Source organism: Streptomyces sp. JW3, from assembly GCF_052216785.1.
GTDB lineage: Bacteria > Actinomycetota > Actinomycetes > Streptomycetales > Streptomycetaceae > Streptomyces.
In genome coordinates this window covers 1-15,982 of record NZ_JBQOUX010000152.1, presented here as the reverse complement: position 1 = coordinate 15,982, position 15,982 = coordinate 1, and the positions used below count along the sequence as shown (strand labels likewise).

19 protein-coding genes are annotated in these 15,982 nt (G+C 73.5%); 12 read left to right on the top strand and 7 right to left on the bottom strand.

Features of this window, described 5'->3' with window-relative positions; all coding sequences use genetic code 11:
* The first annotated feature begins 39 nt into the window (after positions 1 to 39).
* From ACTT8P_RS35625 to ACTT8P_RS35615, 3 genes are read left to right on the top strand one after another with little or no spacing between them, the layout of a single operon-like run.
* A complete protein-coding gene (locus ACTT8P_RS35625) occupies positions 40 to 957 on the top strand; it encodes a glycosyltransferase family 9 protein (RefSeq protein WP_442835943.1) in 918 nt (305 codons plus the stop codon).
* A complete protein-coding gene (locus tag ACTT8P_RS35620) occupies positions 954 to 1,874 on the top strand; it encodes a glycosyltransferase family 2 protein (protein ID WP_442835941.1) in 921 nt (306 codons plus the stop codon). The genes ACTT8P_RS35625 and ACTT8P_RS35620 overlap by 4 nt, the downstream gene beginning before the upstream one ends.
* Complete coding sequence (locus ACTT8P_RS35615) at positions 1,871 to 2,767, top strand: glycosyltransferase family 2 protein (protein ID WP_442835940.1); 897 nt, start codon at positions 1,871 to 1,873, stop codon at positions 2,765 to 2,767. The genes ACTT8P_RS35620 and ACTT8P_RS35615 overlap by 4 nt, the downstream gene beginning before the upstream one ends.
* A 22-nt stretch (positions 2,768 to 2,789) precedes the next feature.
* On the opposite strand, the gene ACTT8P_RS35610 is transcribed toward ACTT8P_RS35615, so the two are convergent.
* Both ACTT8P_RS35610 and ACTT8P_RS35605 read right to left on the bottom strand, forming a co-directional pair.
* Entirely contained in the window at positions 2,790 to 3,098 is a 309-nt protein-coding gene (locus ACTT8P_RS35610) for a DUF3040 domain-containing protein (RefSeq protein ID WP_442835939.1), read from the bottom strand.
* 67 nt (positions 3,099 to 3,165) lie between these two features.
* The gene (locus tag ACTT8P_RS35605; RefSeq protein WP_442835938.1) at positions 3,166 to 4,095 is read right to left on the bottom strand and encodes a polysaccharide pyruvyl transferase family protein; all 930 of its coding nucleotides are present in this window, start codon (positions 4,093 to 4,095) and stop codon (positions 3,166 to 3,168) included.
* 288 nt (positions 4,096 to 4,383) lie between these two features.
* Between ACTT8P_RS35605 and ACTT8P_RS35600 the strand changes: the two genes are divergently transcribed.
* The 3 genes from ACTT8P_RS35600 to ACTT8P_RS35590 all read left to right on the top strand — a co-directional run bounded on the left by ACTT8P_RS35600 (position 4,384) and on the right by ACTT8P_RS35590 (position 7,592).
* A complete protein-coding gene (locus tag ACTT8P_RS35600; protein ID WP_442835937.1) occupies positions 4,384 to 6,054 on the top strand; it encodes an AMP-binding protein in 1,671 nt (556 codons plus the stop codon).
* Positions 6,055 to 6,092: 38 nt separating this feature from the next.
* Positions 6,093 to 7,271 carry a helix-turn-helix transcriptional regulator gene (locus tag ACTT8P_RS35595; RefSeq protein ID WP_442835936.1) on the top strand — a complete coding sequence of 393 codons (1,179 nt, stop codon included), beginning with the start codon at positions 6,093 to 6,095 and terminating at the stop codon, positions 7,269 to 7,271.
* Positions 7,272 to 7,376: 105 nt separating this feature from the next.
* A complete protein-coding gene (locus ACTT8P_RS35590) occupies positions 7,377 to 7,592 on the top strand; it encodes a hypothetical protein (protein ID WP_442835935.1) in 216 nt (71 codons plus the stop codon).
* An 8-nt stretch (positions 7,593 to 7,600) separates the two neighbouring features.
* Here the strand turns inward: ACTT8P_RS35590 and ACTT8P_RS35585 are convergent, their stop codons facing one another.
* A complete protein-coding gene (locus ACTT8P_RS35585; protein ID WP_442835942.1) occupies positions 7,601 to 7,918 on the bottom strand; it encodes an SCO0607 family lipoprotein in 318 nt (105 codons plus the stop codon).
* 101 nt (positions 7,919 to 8,019) lie between these two features.
* Positions 8,020 to 8,637, bottom strand: coding sequence for a hypothetical protein (locus ACTT8P_RS35580; RefSeq protein ID WP_442835934.1), 618 nt, complete (start codon positions 8,635 to 8,637; stop codon positions 8,020 to 8,022).
* 148 nt (positions 8,638 to 8,785) lie between these two features.
* Between ACTT8P_RS35580 and gcl the strand changes: the two genes are divergently transcribed.
* The gene (gene gcl / locus ACTT8P_RS35575) at positions 8,786 to 10,570 is read left to right on the top strand and encodes a glyoxylate carboligase (RefSeq protein WP_442835933.1); all 1,785 of its coding nucleotides are present in this window, start codon (positions 8,786 to 8,788) and stop codon (positions 10,568 to 10,570) included.
* Positions 10,571 to 10,638: 68 nt separating this feature from the next.
* On the opposite strand, the gene ACTT8P_RS35570 is transcribed toward gcl, so the two are convergent.
* From ACTT8P_RS35570 to ACTT8P_RS35560, 3 genes are all read right to left on the bottom strand, one after another.
* The gene (locus ACTT8P_RS35570) at positions 10,639 to 11,280 is read right to left on the bottom strand and encodes a TIGR04222 domain-containing membrane protein (RefSeq protein ID WP_442835932.1); all 642 of its coding nucleotides are present in this window, start codon (positions 11,278 to 11,280) and stop codon (positions 10,639 to 10,641) included.
* A gap of 186 nt (positions 11,281 to 11,466) precedes the next feature.
* On the bottom strand, positions 11,467 to 12,351 hold the full coding sequence (locus tag ACTT8P_RS35565; RefSeq protein ID WP_442835931.1) for a 2-hydroxy-3-oxopropionate reductase: 885 nt from the start codon (positions 12,349 to 12,351) through the stop codon (positions 11,467 to 11,469).
* 30 nt (positions 12,352 to 12,381) lie between these two features.
* Positions 12,382 to 13,212, bottom strand: coding sequence for a TIM barrel protein (locus tag ACTT8P_RS35560; protein WP_442835930.1), 831 nt, complete (start codon positions 13,210 to 13,212; stop codon positions 12,382 to 12,384).
* Positions 13,213 to 13,335: 123 nt separating this feature from the next.
* On the opposite strand from ACTT8P_RS35560, the gene ACTT8P_RS35555 reads away from it, so the two are divergent.
* The 5 genes from ACTT8P_RS35555 to pucL all read left to right on the top strand — a co-directional run bounded on the left by ACTT8P_RS35555 (position 13,336) and on the right by pucL (position 15,940).
* Positions 13,336 to 13,587, top strand: coding sequence for a hypothetical protein (locus ACTT8P_RS35555; RefSeq protein WP_442835929.1), 252 nt, complete (start codon positions 13,336 to 13,338; stop codon positions 13,585 to 13,587).
* Positions 13,584 to 13,952, top strand: coding sequence for a helix-turn-helix domain-containing protein (locus ACTT8P_RS35550; protein WP_442835928.1), 369 nt, complete (start codon positions 13,584 to 13,586; stop codon positions 13,950 to 13,952). The genes ACTT8P_RS35555 and ACTT8P_RS35550 overlap by 4 nt, the downstream gene beginning before the upstream one ends.
* Before the next feature lie 129 nt (positions 13,953 to 14,081).
* Entirely contained in the window at positions 14,082 to 14,615 is a 534-nt protein-coding gene (gene uraD / locus ACTT8P_RS35545; RefSeq protein ID WP_442835927.1) for a 2-oxo-4-hydroxy-4-carboxy-5-ureidoimidazoline decarboxylase, read from the top strand.
* Positions 14,612 to 15,013, top strand: coding sequence for a hydroxyisourate hydrolase (uraH, locus tag ACTT8P_RS35540; RefSeq protein WP_442835926.1), 402 nt, complete (start codon positions 14,612 to 14,614; stop codon positions 15,011 to 15,013). The genes uraD and uraH overlap by 4 nt, the downstream gene beginning before the upstream one ends.
* Before the next feature lie 3 nt (positions 15,014 to 15,016).
* Complete coding sequence (pucL, locus tag ACTT8P_RS35535) at positions 15,017 to 15,940, top strand: factor-independent urate hydroxylase (RefSeq protein ID WP_442835925.1); 924 nt, start codon at positions 15,017 to 15,019, stop codon at positions 15,938 to 15,940.
* The last annotated feature ends 42 nt before the right edge of the window (positions 15,941 to 15,982 follow it).

Below are 15,982 nucleotides of genomic sequence, written 5' to 3'. Positions count from 1 at the left end.
CGGGCGGCGGCCGGGGAGCACCCGCCCCGCCTCCTCGTCCTGCGCGCCCTCGGCCTCGGTGATCTGCTCGCCGGGGTGCCCGCGCTGCGGGCGTTGCGGCGGGCCTGCCCGGACCATGAACTGGTGCTGGCCGGCCCCGCCGGACTCGGCCCCGTCGCCGCCGCCACCGGCGCCGTCGACCGGCTGCTGCCCGCCGCCGCACCCGGCCGGGCGGTGCCCGCCGTCCTCGACTGGACCGGCCCGCCCCCCGACCTCGCCGTCGACCTGCACGGCAACGGCCCGGTCAGCCTCCGCCCGCTGGCCGCCCTGCACCCCCGCAGGCTGCTCGGCTTCGCGGCACCCGATGGCCCGCCCTGGTACGCCGAGGAGCACGAACGCGACCGCTGGTGCCGCCTGCTGACCTCCTACGGCATCGACGCCGACCCGGCCGACCTGCTGCTGCCCCGCCCGCCGGGACCGTCCCCGGCGCCCGGCGCGGTGGTCCTGCACCCCGGCGCCGGCGCCCCCTCCCGGTGCTGGCCCGTGGACCGGTACGCGGCCGTCGCCGAGGCGCTGCGGGCCCGCGGACACCGGGTCGTGGTGACCGGCGGAGCGGACGAGAACGACCTGGTGGCCCGGCTGGCCAAGGACGCCCGGCTGCCCGACACCGACGTCTTCGGCGGCGGTCTGCCGTACGACCGGCTGGCCGCCCTCGTCGCCGGCGCCCACGCCGTGATCAGCGGCGACACCGGCGTCGCGCACCTCGCCGTCGCCCACGCCGCCCCCTCCGTCACCCTCTTCGGCCCCGTCCCGCCCAGCCGCTGGGGCCCGCCCGCCCACCCCCGCCACCGGGTCCTGTGGCACCCCGGTCCGGACGGCGCCGGGGACCCGCACGGCGACACCCCCGACCCCGCGCTGCTGCGCATCACCGCCGGCGAAGTACTGCACGCCGTCGACGCCCTGAGCGAGGCACCATGAACCACGCCCTCACCACCGCCCCCGGCCCCACCCGCACCGATCGCGCCCCCCACGCGCCCGTCGGCATCGTCATCGCGACCCGCAACCGCTCGGCGCGGCTGGCCACCACCCTGCGCCACCTGCTCGACCTGCCCGAACGGCCCGAGATCCTGGTCGCCGACAACGCCTCCACCGACGACACCCGCGCCATGCTGGCCCGCGACTTTCCCCGCATACGGGTGCTGTCCCTGCCCTTCAACCGCGGCGCCCTCGCCCGCACCCACGGCGTCCGCGCCCTGGACACCCCGTACGTGGCCTTCAGCGACGACGACTCCTGGTGGGCCCCCGGCGCCCTCGCCACCGCCGCCCGGCTCTTCGACGAACACCCCCGGCTCGGCCTGCTCTCCGCCCGCACCCTGGTCGGCCCCGCCGAGTACGCCGACCCGCTCAACGGCGTCCTCGCCGACTCCCCCCTCGGCGGCGCCGCCGACCTGCCCGGCACCCAGGTCCTCGGCTTCCTGGCCTGCGCCTCGGTGGTCCGCCGCGAGGCGTATCTCGACGCCGGCGGCTACCACCCGCTGCTCTTCTTCGGCGCCGAGGAGACCCTCCTCGCCTACGACCTGGCCGCCCGCGGCTGGGGCGTCACCCACTGCCCCGAGGTGACCGCCCACCACCACCCCGACCCCGGCCCGCGCGCCGACCGCCCGGCCGTGGTCCGCCGCAACGAACTCCTCACCGCCTGGCTGCGCCGCCCCCTCCCGCACGCCCTGGCCCGCACCCGCGCGCTCGCCGCCGACGCCCGCCGCGACCCGCACGCCCGGCGGGCGCTGCGCGAGGTCCTCACCCGGCTGCCCGCCGCGCTGCGCGACCGCCGGGCCCTGCCCCCGCACGTGGAACGGGCCGCCCGCCGCCTGGACGGAACGGAACCGGCCGCATGACCGACCCCCGCACCACCGTCGTCGTCATCACCCACAACCGCCGCCCCGAACTCCTGCGCACCCTCGGCCACTTGGCCGCGCTGCCGGAAAAGCCCCCGGTGATCGTCACCGACAACGCCTGCACCGACGGCACCGCGGCCGCCGTCGCCCGCCACCACCCGCAGGTACGGCTGCTGCGCCCCGGCCGCAACCTGGGCGCCGTCGGCCGCAACCTCGCCGTCCGCCAGGTCCGCACGCCCTACGTCGCCTTCTGCGACGACGACTCCTGGTGGGCGCCCGGCTCGCTGGCCGGCGCCGCCGACCTGCTCGACGCGCACCCCGCCCTCGGCACCGTCACCGCCCGGATCGTGGTCGAACCGGACGGCACCGAGGACCCCATCGTCAAGGAACTGCGCGACTCACCGGTCCCCGGCCCCGACTGGCTGCCCGGCCCCGCGCTCGGCTCCTTCCTGGCCGCCGCGACCGTACTGCGCACCGACGCGTTCCGCGCCGCGGGCGGCTTCCACCCCCGGCTGTGGCTGGGCGGCGAGGAGGAACTGCTCGCCGCCGACCTCGCGGCGGCCGGCTGGTGGCTGACCTACGCCGACCACCTGACCATCCATCACCATGCGTCCGTCGTCCGGGACGCCCGGCTGCGCCGCACCCACGGCATCCGCAACACCCTGTGGTTCACCTGGCTGCGCCGCCCCGCCGGGTACGCCCTGCGCCGCACCCTGCACCTGGCCCGTACCGTGCCGCGCGACACCGCCTCGCTGCGCGCCTTCGCCGAGGCCGCCGCCGCGCTGCCGTGGGTGCTGCGCGAACGCCGGGTGCTGCCGCCGGACGTGGAGGCCCGGCTGCGCACCCTGGAACCGGCCCAGCGCGACTCGACGGCCCGCAGCTACACGGGCTGACGACCCGCTCCGCAGCCCTCCGTCAGCCCTCCGTCCAGCGGCACATCAGCCGGAACACCGCGAACAGCGTCACCGGCCAGGCACCGGCGAACGCCCAGATCACGCCGGGCTCGGCGGTGACGATGCCGGTCACCATCAGGGTGACGGAAACGGCGAGCAGCAGCAGAACCGTCAGGGCGCGCGGGCGGTACGTCAGCAGCCGCGCCGGATCGGGGCGCCGGCTCGGCCGGAACGTACGCAGCCGCCGGTCGAGCCGGCGGTCGCGGCGCAGGGCGCGTTCGACCTCGTCGAGGACGCGCTGTTCGTGCTCGGGGAGCCGGCTGACGCTCACGGGGCCTCCTGCGGTGTCTCCTCCTGGGGCGGACCGACGCACCACCGAGTGCCCGCGCCGGCGGGGGTCAACCGGCGGGCCGTGCGCCGAGCGCCGCGAGCAGGGCGTCCGCGCCGTCCGGCACGGCGGACGACCGGAAGGCGGCGGCCGCCCGGCGGGCCGCGCCGGGCCCGTCGGCCAGGCACCACCGCCACCAGTGCTCCAGCCGGTCCGTGGCCGGCCGGCCCGGCGCCAGTTCCTCGCAGCCGACCAGCGCCGGCCAGCCGCAGGCCCTGGCCTGCGCGGTCACCTTCGCACCGCCCGCGACCGGGTCCACCGCCAGCGCCGGCACCCCGGCCCGCAACGCCAGCACCAGTCCGTGCAACCGGTCGGTGACCACCAGGTCCAGCCGGGCCAGGACCGCCTCCAACTGGTCCGCCGTGCCGCACAGCCGCCAGTCGTGCGCGTCGAGCCGGGTCTCCAGCTCCAGCCGCGCGCAGTCCTTGCCGCCCAGCCACCCCGTCACCACCGCGGCGGTCTCGGCGTGCCGCCGCCGGTCCGCGTACTCGCGCTGCCCGTGCGTGAGGACCACACCGACCACCGGCACGGCGGCCGAGGCGGGGGCGCGGGCCGCGAGGTCGAGGGCCGGCTCGGTGCCGGGCGCGTCCCGCACCAGCACCCGGTGGAACCCGGTGACGGCGGGGGAGCGGGGGGCGACCACGGAGACACCGACGGCGATCCGCACACAGTGCGCGAACCGCCGGTGCACCTCCTCGACCTGCGGGCCGTGCGCCGGCCCGCACACGAAGACCAGATGGGTGTACGCGGCCGGATCGATGTCGTCGAAGTGCGTGCCGTCCGCCCGGAACCCGGGGCTCCACACGACGTCGTGGGCGAGCCCCGCGCCCCGCAGCACCGCCGCCACCCGGCGCAGCGCCAGCACGTCGCCGGCGGTCGCCTCCCCGTGCAGGAAGCTGAACCAGCCGGTCACCAGGATCTTCCGTCGCTCGTCGTGCACAGTGCCCCCGGGTGCCCGGCCGGCCGGGCGTCATGCGCCGGGCCCGGGGAGGACTGTGTCCGCTGGGAAGCGTGAGCAGTCGGCGGGTGGATGTCATGGGGGCGCTCGGATGAGAGGTGAGGGGACAGCGGGGGGCGGAGTGTTCAGGGTTTTGGCCACGGGGGGTTTCTCCGGGGCCCGGTACGAGGCTGACGTCCACCCGGTCCGGGGCTGGTGCGACCAGGGGCGATGCGCCGAAGATGGCAGCGAGCCGCCCGGCCCCGGCCCGGCACCTAGGAGGACGACACGATGACGACGGCGACGGAGAGCTTCCGCACGGCACGGGATTTCCTGCTGAAGCACCGCGAGGACTACACGGCCGCCTACACGGGCTTCGAGTGGCCCCGCCCGGAGTACTTCAACTGGGCGCTGGACTGGTTCGACGTCATCGCGGACGGCAACGGCCGCACGGCGCTGCACATCGTCGAGGAGGACGGGACGGAGCACCGGCGGACCTTCGCCGAGCTGTCCGCCCGCTCCGACCGGGCCGCGAACTGGCTGCGGGAGCGGGGCGTCGCGGCGGGCGACCGCGTCCTGGTGATGCTGGGCAACCAGGTGGAGCTGTGGGAGACGGCGCTGGCCGCGATCAAGCTGCGCGCGGTGGTCATCCCGGCGACCCCGCTGCTCGGCCCCGCCGACCTGCGCGACCGGGTGGAGCGCGGCCGGGTGGCCCACGTGATCGTCCGCGCCGAGGACACCGGCAAGTTCGCGGACGTGCCCGGCGCCTACACCCGTATCGCGGTCGGCGGCGCCGGTGCCGGCTGGCAGCCGTACGAGGAGACGGAGACGGCGTCGGAGGTGTTCGCCCCGGACGGCCCGACCCCCGCCGACACCTCCCTGATGCTCTACTTCACCTCGGGCACGACCGCCCGCCCCAAACTGGTCGAGCACACCCACGTCTCCTACCCCATCGGCCACTTGGCGACGATGTACTGGATCGGCCTCCGGCCCGGCGACGTGCACCTGAACATCTCCTCGCCCGGCTGGGCCAAGCACGCCTGGTCCAACCTGTTCGCCCCGTGGAACGCGGAGGCGACCGTCTTCATCCACAACTACACCCGCTTCGACGCGCCCCGCCTGATGCGCGAGATGACGCGGGCCGGGGTGACCACCTTCTGCGCCCCGCCGACCGTCTGGCGGATGCTCATCCAGGCCGACCTGAGCGGGCTCGGCACCCCGCCCCGCGAGGTCGCCGCGGCGGGCGAACCGCTCAACCCCGAGGTGATCGAACAGGTCCGCCGGGCCTGGGGCGTCACCATCCGCGACGGCTTCGGCCAGACCGAGACCGCGGTCCAGGTCTCCAACAGCCCCGGCCAGCTCCTCAAGACCGGCTCCATGGGCCGCCCCAGCCCCGGCTACCGCGTCGAACTCCTCGACCCGGTCACCGGCGCCCCCGGCGCCGCGGAGGGCGAAATCGCCCTCGACCTCTCCACCCGCCCGGTCGGCCTGATGACCGGCTACCACGGCGACCCGGCCCGCACGGCGGAGGCGATGGCGGACGGCTATTACCGCACCGGCGACATCGGGTCCCGGGACGAGGAGGGGTACCTGACGTACATCGGTCGCAGCGACGACGTCTTCAAGGCCAGCGACTACAAGATCAGCCCCTTCGAGCTGGAGAGCGCGCTCCTCGAACACGAGGCGGTCGCCGAGGCCGCCGTCGTCCCCGCCCCCGACGAACTCCGCCTCGCCGTCCCGAAGGCGTACATCGTCCTGGCCGCCGGCTGGCAGCCCGGCCCGGACACCGCGAAGGTCCTCTTCGACCACTCCCGCCACACCCTGGCCCCCTACAAACGCCTGCGCCGCCTGGAATTCGCCGACCTCCCCAAAACGGTCTCCGGCAAAATCCGCCGCATCGAACTCCGCGAGGCGACCGCCGCCGGCTCGGACGCGGAGTACCGGGAGGAGGACTTCCGCTGAGCCCCCCGGTGCCTGGTCGGTGGCCGTACTCTCGGTGTATGAGCGCCAACCTCGGTGAACGGCTTCGGGAGATCCGCAAACGTCGGGGCCTGACCCAGCGGCAACTGGCGGATCTCTCGGGTGTCTCCGTGTCCCTCGTCCGGAAACTGGAACAGGGCGAGCGCACCGACACCCGGCTGGAGACCGCGCGGGCTCTCGCGCACACGCTCAAGGTGCCCACCACCCAGCTGGTCGCCGCCCACGCGGAAGACCCGGCTGACGCGGCCACCGTGCGGAGTTGGGCGCCCGTGCACGCGGCCCTGGCGGCGCCCGCCGACACCGTCGCGTCCGACGAGGCACTCACCTACGAGGGCGTACGGGACGCCCTCCGGGCCTCGGTGCCCCTGTTCGCGCACGACCGCTTCACCGAACTCGGCACGGTCCTGCCGGTCCTGCTGCGCGACACCGAGGCGCTGACCGCGACCGACCCCCGGGGCAGGCCGCTCCGGGCCCGTCTGCTGGAGCTGACCGGGTGGCTGATGACCCAGACCCGGCAGTTCGACGCCGCCGAACTGGCCCTGGAGCGCGCACAGGACGACGCCACCGATGTGGTCCAGCGCGCCGCCACGGTCAGTGTCCGGTGCTGGCTGCTGCTGCGCCGGGGCCGGCTCGCGGAGGCCCGGGAGCTGGCCGTGCGGTGGTCCGACCAGGTCGAGCCCCGCATGTCGCGGGCCACACCGGCCGAGTTGAGCGCCTGGGGATGGCTGCTGCTGCGCCTGTCGGCCGCCGCCATCCGGGACAACCGGCCCGGCGAGGCCGAGGACGCCCTGCGGCTGGCCCACTCGGCAGCGGTGGCCCTGGGGCGTGAATGCACCCCCCAAGGGGACTTCCTGCGCACCTTCGGGCCCGTCACCGTGGCCCTGAAGCGTACCGAGAACGCGATGGTCTCCGACCGTCCGGACACGGTGCTCGCCCTCGCCTCCCGCATCCCCGCGGACGCTCTGAAGCCGACCTCGAACAACAGGAACCGGCACCTGCTCGACGTGGCGAGCGCCCACACGCAGCTACGGCAGTACGCGGAAGCGGTGGACGCCTTCCAGAAGATCCGCGCGGGCTCCCCGCAGTGGCTCCCGAACCAGCGGTACGCCCGCGACATCCTCGGCCGCGTGGTGGCTCGCCGCCGGACGCTGACCCCCGAGATACGGGAGCTGGCCGACCTGGTGGATCTGCCCGTCTGACGCTCCGTGGCACTTCGGTCCCGCACCCGGCGAAAGTGCCATCGACGCAGGTCAGCGCCGCTCGTAGCGTCTGTCACAAGACAGCCGACACAAGGAGCGACCGGCATGGCGAGCAGCGCGCGGGCGGCACTGTCCGAAGCCATCGAGGAATACGGCGTCAACGGGCGGCTGCTCGTCTTCCACGACCCCGGAGACCCCTTCGGCACCACCGCCGAGGGCGCCGACCTGCCGCCGTATGGAGGCGACCCCTGGGGGCGGCGCTCCAGGCTGCGGGAGAAGGTCGCCGAAGCCAACGCCCGTAGCCGGGGCGAGATCCTCTAGCCGCGCGGTCAACCGACCTCGACGACCTTGCCGTCCGCGTCCAGCATGTGGGTGTTCCAGTACACGTCCCACTTGTCGTCGACCTGCTGCGGCACCTTGCCCTCCGGGTAGCGCGTGTACCCCGAGGGCGGCTCCTCCGCGTCCGGCACGCAGGCGGAACCGGTGCCGCCCACCCAGAGCACCGGGTACTCGCCGCCGCCGCAGACATCCTCCCGGTACTCGAAACCGGCGCACCCGGTGAGGGCCAGCAGCGCGGCACCGGCGGCGAGAGCCGTGCCAAGTGCGGTGGCGGTGACGGTGCGGTTCGTTCTGCGGGACACGTTCATCATGGTCTCCAGTCGCTCGGCGTGCCCTCACTCTCGCCGCCCAGGACGCCCGCTGCCCTGAGTACGCGTACTCGGTACGGCCCGCGCGCACACTCAGATCGTCACGCGTCGTCCGTCGCGTCCATCGCCGCCGCCGCGCCGTTCACGGGCCGGGGGACGTGGCCCGGACCGAGGACGAACAGCGGTACCCGCAGCAGATCGGCGCGGGCGCGGACCTCGGCCGGGTAGGCGGCCGACGAGAAGTGGACGCAGCGCGCGGAGCGGGTGGCCGCCGTCAGCCACAGGCACTCCACGTCCCGTACCGTCGCGGCCGCGCCCGACGGGTCCACCTGCGCCAGCACCCCCCGGCCGGCGAGTCCGACGCCGGCCGTCAGGCCCCGCCGGGCGTGGAGCAGGTCGCGGTGGCCGAGCCTGCCCAGGTACCGGACCACGGCCGCGACCAGGTCGAAGGGATCGTGCACCGGCAGGCTCAGCACCGTCCCGCACGGACAGCCCAGCTCCGGCCGCGGCCGTTGCCCCATCCCGCCGCAGGACGCGCAGCGCACCCCGATCCACTCCTCGTCCCAGGCGCGGTGGCGGACCTCCGTCACCGTCCCGTCCGGGTCGAGCGGAGGAGCGACGGGCGTCCCGCAGGCGCACGGGTACGCCGCCGCCGTGTAGCGGTGCGCGCGCCGGCAGACCGGGCAGCGCACCGTGAGGCTCTCGGTCATGCCCCTCATCGTCCTCCCTTGACGTCGCCCGGCCACCCACTTACCTTACTTCCAGAATGCAAAAGTGAACTTTCACTATGCGGAAACAAGCGGAAGCTGCTCAGCGTGGGCGCGACGGGCGTGGTTCCGACCAGGTTCCGACCAGCAGGAGTACTCGATGGCTCGTATGACCGCTGCCCGCGCGGCAGTTGAGATCCTCAAGCGCGAGGGCGTCGCGGACGCGTTCGGTGTGCCGGGCGCCGCGATCAACCCCTTCTACGCGGCGCTCAAGGCGTCCGGCGGCATCACCCACACCCTCGCCCGGCACGTCGAGGGCGCCTCGCACATGGCGGAGGGGTACACCCGTACCCGGCCCGGCAACATCGGTGTCTGCATCGGGACTTCGGGCCCGGCCGGCACCGACATGATCACCGGGCTGTACTCGGCCACCGGCGACTCGATCCCGATCCTGTGCGTCACCGGCCAGGCGCCGACCGCCGTGCTGCACAAGGAGGACTTCCAGGCCGTCGACATCGCCGCCGTCGCGGGGCCGGTGACGAAGATGGCGGTGACCGTGCTGGAGGCGGCCCAGGTCCCCGGCGTCTTCCAGCAGGCGTTCCACCTGATGCGCTCCGGACGTCCGGGGCCGGTCCTGATCGACCTGCCGATCGACGTGCAGCTCACCGAGATCGAGTTCGACCCGGAGACGTACCAGCCGCTGCCCGTGTACCGGCCGGCCGCCTCCCGCGCGCAGATCGTGAAGGCCCTCGGCATGCTCAACACGGCCGAGCGGCCGCTGATCGTGGCCGGCGGCGGGGTCATCAACGCCGACGCGGCCGATCTGCTGGTGGAGTTCGCCGAGCTGACCGGCGTCCCGGTGGTGCCGACCCTGATGGGCTGGGGCGTGCTCCCCGACGACCACGAGCTGAACGCCGGCATGGTCGGCCTCCAGACCTCGCACCGCTACGGCAACGCGACCTTCCTGGAGTCCGACTTCGTCCTCGGCATCGGCAACCGCTGGGCCAACCGCCACACCGGCAAGCTCGACGTCTACACCGCCGGACGGACCTTCGTGCACGTCGACGTCGAGCCGACCCAGCTCGGCAGGATCTTCGCCCCCGACTACGGCATCGCCTCCGACGCCAAGGCGGCGCTCGCCCTCTTCGTCGAGGTGGCGAAGGAGCTGAAGGACGCCGGCGCGCTGCCCGACCGGTCCGCCTGGTCCGCCGCCGCGCAGGAGAAGAAGGCCACCCTCCAGCGCCGTACCCACTTCGACGACGTCCCCATCAAGCCGCAGCGCGTCTACGAGGAGATGAACAAGGCGTTCGGACCCGAGACGCGGTACGTCTCCACCATCGGGCTGTCCCAGATCGCCGGCGCCCAGATGCTGCACGTGTACCGGCCCCGGCACTGGATCAACTGCGGTCAGGCGGGCCCGCTGGGCTGGACCGTGCCCGCCGCGCTCGGCGTCGCCAAGGCCGACCCCGAGGCCCAGGTGGTCGCGCTGTCCGGGGACTACGACTTCCAGTTCATGATGGAGGAGCTGGCGGTCGGCGCGCAGCACCGGATCCCGTACGTGCACGTGCTGGTGAACAACGCCTATCTGGGGCTGATCCGGCAGGCGCAGCGGGCCTTCGACATCGACTTCCAGGTCAAGCTGGAGTTCGAGAACATCAACTCGCCGGAACTGGGTGTCTACGGCGTCGACCACGTCAAGGTCGCCGAGGGGCTCGGCTGCAAGGCGATCCGGGTGACCGACCCGGGCGAGCTGGGCGCGGCCTTCGAGCAGGCCAAGAAGCTGGCCGCCGAGTTCCGGGTGCCGGTGGTGGTGGAGGCGATCCTGGAGCGGGTCACCAACATCGCCATGTCGGGGACCAACGACATCTCCAACGTGGTGGAGTTCGAGGACCTGGCCACCGAGCCCGGCCACGCGCCGACCTCCATCAGGCCCCTGAAGGTCTGAACCCCGGCGGCCGAACACGGTGCGGAGGGCGGTCCGTTCCCCCGGGACGGGCCGCCCTCTCGTCGCGTTCAGTCGCCGCCGCCTCCGCTGCCGCAACTGAAGCCGCCGCTGTCGTGACCGGAGCCGTGGCCGTCGTGATCGGCCCGCCACCGCAGGAAGCGGTCCCTCCGGCCGAACGGGAAGCGGCCCGCGTCCGCGTGGGCGCCCCGGCCGGTCAGCCGGGCGCGTTCGGTGAAGCGCGGCAGCAGGGCCGTGAGCGCCGGGTCGCCGTGCACGGCGACGGCGACCGTCATGTAGTCGTGCGGCCAACCCTCGGGGCCGGCCGGCAGCGGGACGACCGCGCGCAGCCCCGCCAGCCGTTTGCGTCCGGCGCGGGTGGGGCCGCCGGTCCGGGGCCGCAGCAGCCCGTCCGCCGCCAGCTCCGCGCGGGCCCGGGACACCGCCGCCCGCACCACCGGGCGGGTCAGCAGCTCCTCCAGGGAGGCCGGACGGTAGAGGCCGCCGCGCACCGCGCGCTCCAGTTCGTCGCGGTGCGGCGGATGCGCCGCCGCGTCCGGGACGAGCGCCCGGCGCAGTGTGCCCGGCCGGCCGGCGGCCACGGCGCCCCGCAGATGCAGGGCCACCACGGCGACCGTGACGGCGGCCCGCGGTCCGCCGCGCAGCAGCGCGACCTCGTACGGCTCCAGCTGTCGTCGCATGGTTCCCGTCATGACATCACCCCCGTGTGCGGGGGGATGTGCCCGCTCACGGGGGTGGTCCAAGCGTGCCGGTGCCGGTTTCAGAGGAGGATTTGAGGGTCCCGTCTGTTGAAGTGGGTTCCGGGCGGCGCCACGCGCTTGGGCGCGACGGGACAGGTGTCGACGCGCGACGCCGCCCGGAAGTCGAGGGGGTACGCGTCAGACCTGGGCGCCGGACAGCCGCTCCACGCCCCGCAACAGCGCGGAGTGGTCCAGGCCGCCGTCGCCCTGCGCGCGCAGGGACGCGACCAGCTGCGCGACCACGGCGCCGACCGGCAGGGCCGCGCCGACGGTGCGGGCCGCGTCGGTGACGATGCCCATGTCCTTGTGGTGCAGGTCGATGCGGAAGCCGGGCTTGAAGTCCCGGTCCAGGAAGTTGTCCTTCTTCCGGGTCAGCACGGTGGAGCCGGCCAGCCCGCCGTTCAGCACGTCCAGCGCGGCCTTCAGGTCGACGCCGGACTTCTCCAGGAAGACCACCGCCTCCGCGCACGCCTGGATGTTCACGGCGACGATCAGCTGGTTGGCGGCCTTCACCGTCTGGCCCGCGCCGTGCGGACCGCACCGCACGATGGTCCTGCCGAGTGCCTCGAAGAGCGGCTTCGCCTCGTCGAAGTCGGCCTGTTCACCGCCGACCATGATGGACAGCACGGCCTCGACCGCGCCCGCCTCACCGCCGGAGACGGGGGCGTCCAGCACCCGGATGCCCTTCTCCGCGGCGGCCTTCGCCAGGTCGATCGAGGTCCCCGGGGTGATCGAGGACATGTCGATCAGCAGGGCGCCGGACCGGGCGTGCGCCAGGATGCCGTCCGGGCCGTAGGCGATGGCCTCCACCTGCGGCGACGCCGGCACCATCGTGACGATCACGTCGGCGTCCCGGACCGCCTCCGCGATCGAGCCGGCCGCGGTGCCGCCGGCCGCGGCCAGCCGGTCCAGCTTCTCCCGCTCCAGGGTGTGACCGGTGACCCGGTAGCCCGCCTTGATCAGGTTCTCCGACATCGGGGAGCCCATGATGCCCAGGCCGATCCAAGCGATCTTCTTGCTCATAGGGGTGCCTCTCGGTACAGGGGGTGGTGGTCAGCGGGCCTCGCGGGGCAGCCAGTCGAAGGACGCGGCGCTCGGCCGGTCGCCGGGCTTGTACTCCAGCCCGACCCAGCCGTCGTAACCGGCCTTGCGCACCTGGTCGAGCAGGTCCGCCAGCGGCAGCGAACCGGTGCCGGGGGCGCCGCGGCCGGGACTGTCGGCGATCTGGACGTGGCCGGTGCGGGCCGTGTACCGCTCGATCACTCCCGGCAGGTCCTCGCCGTTCATGGCCAGGTGGTAGAGGTCCATCAGGAACTTGGTGTTCCGCAGCCCGGTGGCCGCGTTGACCCGGTCGACGACCGCCACCGCGGCCGGCGCCGAGACCAGCGGGCACAGCGGCGACTCGGCCTTGTTCAGCGCCTCCACCAGCACGGTCGCGCCGATCCGGTGGGCCGCGCGGGCCGCGAGGACCAGGTTCTCCAGGGCCAGCGCGTCCTGCTCGGCCGGGTCCACGCCCGCGACCCGGTTGCCGTACAGCGCGTTGAGCGCCGTACAGCCCAGCGACTCGGCGAAACCGACGGCCACCTCGATGTTGGCGCGGAACCGGTCCGACTCCTCGCCCGGGACCGACAGGGCGCCGCGGTCCGGGCCGGGCAGCCGGCCGGCGTAGAAGTTCAGGCCGGTGAGCCGGACGCCGGCCGCCTCCACCGCCCGCCGCAGCGCGTCCAGTTCGGACCGCTCGGGCACGGGCGCGTCGGTCCAGGGCCACCACAGCTCGACCGCGCCGAAGCCGGCCGCGGCGGCCGCCGCGGGGCGCTCCAGGAGGGGGAGCTCGGTGAAGAGGATCGACAGATTGACGGTGAAGCGCTGGTCCGCGAATCCCATGGGATGCCGCGCCCCCTTCCGTATTGCGGAAACTTCTTTCTGCTTACTGGAAGGTTGCCGTCGGGTGTCGAGGCTTGTCAAGGGGCGTCGGCACAATCGGGTGCCGCGCGTTAGGTTGAGCGCGTGCGATTGAGAGTGGAGTTCACGACCGAGCCCTTCGACCTGGACGAGGCCCCCGCGCACGCGGTGGTCGCCCGGGAGGTCATCGAGGCCGCCGAGCTGGACGCGGTCGACGTCGGCCCGTTCGGCAACACCGCCGAGGGCGGCGCCGACGCGGTGCTCGCCGCCCTGGACGCGCTGCTCCGCCGGACCCTCGACGCGGGCGCCACCCGGATCTCCCTGCAGGTCAACGTCCTCGCCGAGGGCGAGCGGTGACCGGCGGCGCGGACGAGCCGTTCATCGCGGCGGTCAAGCCCCTCGTCGACGCGATCGGCGGCGAACTGGTCCCGCCGGACGAGGCCGGCCGGGACGACGTGCTGCTCTCCTGGGAAGGGGCCGAGGTGGTCGCCGTACGGCTGCCCCAGCTCGCCGACTCCCTCGACCACATCCTGGCCGCGATGGAGCGCCGTCGGGGCGTGCCGCTGGCCGACTTGGACCGCAGGGCCAAGCAGGAGGTCGTACGGAACCTGGAGGCGCGCGGCGCCTTCTCGGTGCGGCACGGGGTGGAGACGGTGGCGAGCGCGCTCGGGGTCTCCCGGTTCACCGTCTACAACTACCTGAACCGGGAAAAGGGCCGCTGAGCGGCCGGTGCGGGCGGCCGGGACGCCGCGTCTCTGTTTACAGCGAATTTTCAACAAACTGTTGACGCTGTGTTTCCGAGCGCGTTAGCTATCGGCACGCCCGTTCAGCACAAGGCCACGGAGGCTCCCGTGACGTCCCCTTCCACGCCGCCGGGTCTGGCCCGATTCAACGCCCTCGCCCAGTCCGCGGCCCGCGCCGCACTCCACGAGGTGTGCGCCGGCGCGGCCTGGGGGGAGCGGCTGACCGCCGCCCGCCCCTACGCCACCGCCGAGGACCTGTACACCGCGAGCGACACCGCCACGGCCGCGCTGACCGCGGCGGACCTGGCGGAGGCGATGGCCGGGCACCCGCCGATCGGCCGCCCGAAGCCGGGCGATCCGACCTCCTCCCGCGAGCAGGCCGGCATGGCCGGCGCCCCGGACCAGCTGAAGGCCGAGATGCTCGAACTCAACCTGGCCTACCAGGAGAAGTTCGGCCATGTCTTCCTCATCTGCGCCACCGGCCGCACCGGCGAGCAGATGAGGGACGCGGTCAAGGAGCGGATCGGCAACTCGCCCGAGCAGGAGCGGGAGATCGTCCGCACCGAGCTGGGAAAGATCAACCGCATCCGGCTGGCCCGGCTCGTCGAAGCCCCCCTCCTCGAACAGGACGCCCGACCATGAGCACCAGTACCACCGCCTCCGTGTCCACCCACATCCTGGACACCAGCGCCGGCCGCCCCGCCCAGGGCGTCGCCGTCCACCTCTCGGCCCGCACCGGCCGGGACGCCGACTGGCGGCCACTCGGCGGCTCGGCCACCGACGCGGACGGGCGCTGCAAGGACCTCCCGGCGCTGCCGGAGGGCACCACCCACGTACGGCTCGACTTCGCCGTCGAGGCGTACTTCGAAGGAACATCGAAGAAGCAAGCCGATGTGCAGCAGGACGCCCCCGCGACTCGGGACAGCGGTGCCGTGTTCTTCCCCGAGGTGGCGATCACCTTCGCCGTGCGCCCCGGCGAGCACTATCACGTACCGCTGCTGCTCAACCCGTTCGGCTACTCCGTTTACCGAGGGAGCTAGCTCATGCCGACCATCCTGGGACAGAACCAGTACGGCAAGGCCGAGAACCGAGTCGTGAAGATCACGCGGGACGGCGCCACCCACCACATCAAGGACCTCAACGTCTCCGTCGCGCTGTCCGGCGACATGGACGAGGTGCACTACTCCGGCTCCAACGCCCACGTCCTGCCGACCGACACCACCAAGAACACGGTGTTCGCGTTCGCCAAGGAGCACGGCATCGAGTCGGCCGAGCAGTTCGGCATCCACCTGGCCCGGCACTTCGTCACCTCGCAGGAGCCGATCCACCACGCCCGGATCCGGATCGAGGAGTACGCCTGGGAGCGGATCGCCACCTCCGACGCCGACTCCAAGTTCATCGGCGCCGACGAGGTCAAGCACTCCTTCGTCCGCAAGGGCCAGGAGACCCGGGTCGCCCAGATCACCTACGACGGCGAGCAGTGGGAGGTCGTCTCCGGTCTGAAGGACCTGACGGTGATGAACTCCACCAACTCCGAGTTCTGGGGCTTCGTCAAGGACAAGTACACGACGCTCCAGGAAGCCCACGACCGCATCCTGGCCACCTCGGTCTCCGCCCGCTGGCGGTTCAACTGGACCGACGACGAGCAGAAGATGCCGCACTGGGAGAAGTCCTACGAGCAGGTGAAGAAGCACATGCTCCAGGCGTTCGCCGAGACGTACTCGCTCTCGCTCCAGCAGACCCTGTACCAGATGGGGTCGCGCATCATCAACCACCGCGGCGAGCTGGACGAGGTCCGCTTCTCGCTCCCCAACAGCCACCACTTCCTGGTCGACCTGGAGCCGTTCGGCCTCAAGAACGACAACGAGGTGTACTTCGCCGCCGACCGCCCCTACGGCCTCATCGAGGCCACGGTGCTGCGCGACGGCTGCGAGGCACGCATCCCGGTCGACATGACCAACCTCTGACGCGGGACGCGCGCCCCCGCCGCCCGTGAGCCGGGCCGGGGG